This is a genomic window from Gottfriedia sp. NPDC056225 (genome assembly GCF_042267765.1).
In the GTDB taxonomy this organism is placed as follows: domain Bacteria; phylum Bacillota; class Bacilli; order Bacillales; family Bacillaceae_G; genus Gottfriedia.
In genome coordinates this window covers 1-1660 of the sequence record NZ_JBHJTJ010000132.1, presented here as the reverse complement: position 1 = coordinate 1660, position 1660 = coordinate 1, and the positions used below count along the sequence as shown (strand labels likewise).

General features: G+C 24.8%; 2 protein-coding genes. Both read left to right on the top strand.

The window, feature by feature from the left end; translation table 11 throughout:
• A partial coding sequence (locus ACFCYN_RS25390; protein WP_375952957.1) for a metallopeptidase TldD-related protein occupies positions 1-908 on the top strand: 908 nt, incomplete at its 5' end.
• A gap of 41 nt (positions 909-949) precedes the next feature.
• Positions 950-1660: hypothetical protein (locus ACFCYN_RS25385; protein WP_375952954.1), on the top strand; the 711-nt coding region annotated here is incomplete at its 3' end.

The following is a 1660-nucleotide window of genomic DNA, read 5'->3' as shown; positions in this document are numbered from 1 at the left end:
AACTAAAAGAAAAGAGAAAAATAGTAATTTGTGAAGACCAAATCATTTATTCTGAAAAAGAAAGATACTATGTCTTTTCATATAATATTGTTAATTCTACTAAAAACGTGATTTTAAGTGATTATTTTGTTATGAAAAATATTAAAAATAGTAATTTATTAGATGTTTTCAATAGAATTGAAGACGAAATTAAATTTTCTTTAGCAAGTAAAATTAACATAGATATAGAATGCATTGATGACTATGATCTATATTTTAATAATTGTACTACAGGAATATTCTTCCATGAATTTATAGGTCATATGCTTGAAGCTGACCATTACTATAAATCGCCAATATCTGACAAGTATGATGTTATATTTAATGAGCATTTAACGGTATATGAAAATTTTAATCTAGATGGAAGATATGACGATTTGGGGAATGAAATAATTTCTGACCTCGAATTACTGAAAAATGGTAGGATAAACAAATTAATGAATTGTGTAACTTCTAGATATCTATACAATCAAGAACAATCTGGAAATTCAATTCAAGGAAACAATGTAGAGTCAATATATCCTAGAATGCAACATATGTATATATGTTCTGGGAGCCAAAAATTTGAAGAGTTAATATCTAAAACACATAAAGGTTTATATATTGAAAAAATAAATTTAGGAGAAGTTAATACATTTACAGGTGACTTTATTGTTGAAGTTGAAATTGCATTTCTAATTGAAAATGGAAAACGGAATTTACCAGTTGAACCTTTAATTTTATACTTTAACATTAATGAACTAGCAAAAAAAAGAATATTGTTGGATAACACTTTAAAACGTTTTTATAATTTATGTGGCAAGAAGGGAGCAGTTGTTAAAGTAGAGTACACTGTTCCATCAATCTTAATTAAAAGTAGTGTAGGTTAATTAAATGTATTTAAATCTATATAACAACGGATTGGTGAAATATGTTTAATAAAAATGAGAATCTAAGTATAAGTAGTGTATATAAAAAGCACAGAATATCTTCAACTATTATTTGTGAAGATGTATTTATAGTTGAAGAGACACATAACAGTATCAATCAAAAGATTGAAAATTATTTTAATACAATCTCAAATGCTTTCAATCAATACATTAGTGAATATGAAATTAATCTAGAGTTAAAATGTTCATTTTTACCAAATCAAAATGAATTTCAAGTATTATCCACTTCAATAATCATGTTTTTCCCATTAGAGAATGGAGAATGGGAAAGTATTCAAAATTCCTTTTGTGGTGAAATGTCTAATAAGAAGCTTGAAGTACTAGTTAAAAAAGATGTCCAGAATATATTGAATAACTATCAAAATGTAATAAATTCACAACCATTTACTGAATATGACTATATTAAACTTGAACATAATGAAATAATCTTGCTATTTAATATTATTCTTCAATATTTTAGTGAAAGAGAAGATTGTAGAATACTTGATGAGGATGATTGTTTTCATTTTATTAATTCGAATGGAGATGTAACAAATCTAACAAGTAAAACGGATATTAATTCTAATGCATCTATTGGTTTTGAAAAAATAGCTAATATTACTACAAAAAGAGTTTTACAAGAAGGGATTAAATATATAAAAGTAAATAAATTACTTAATTACTCTACGATAATAAATTTTAATAAGGGAGAC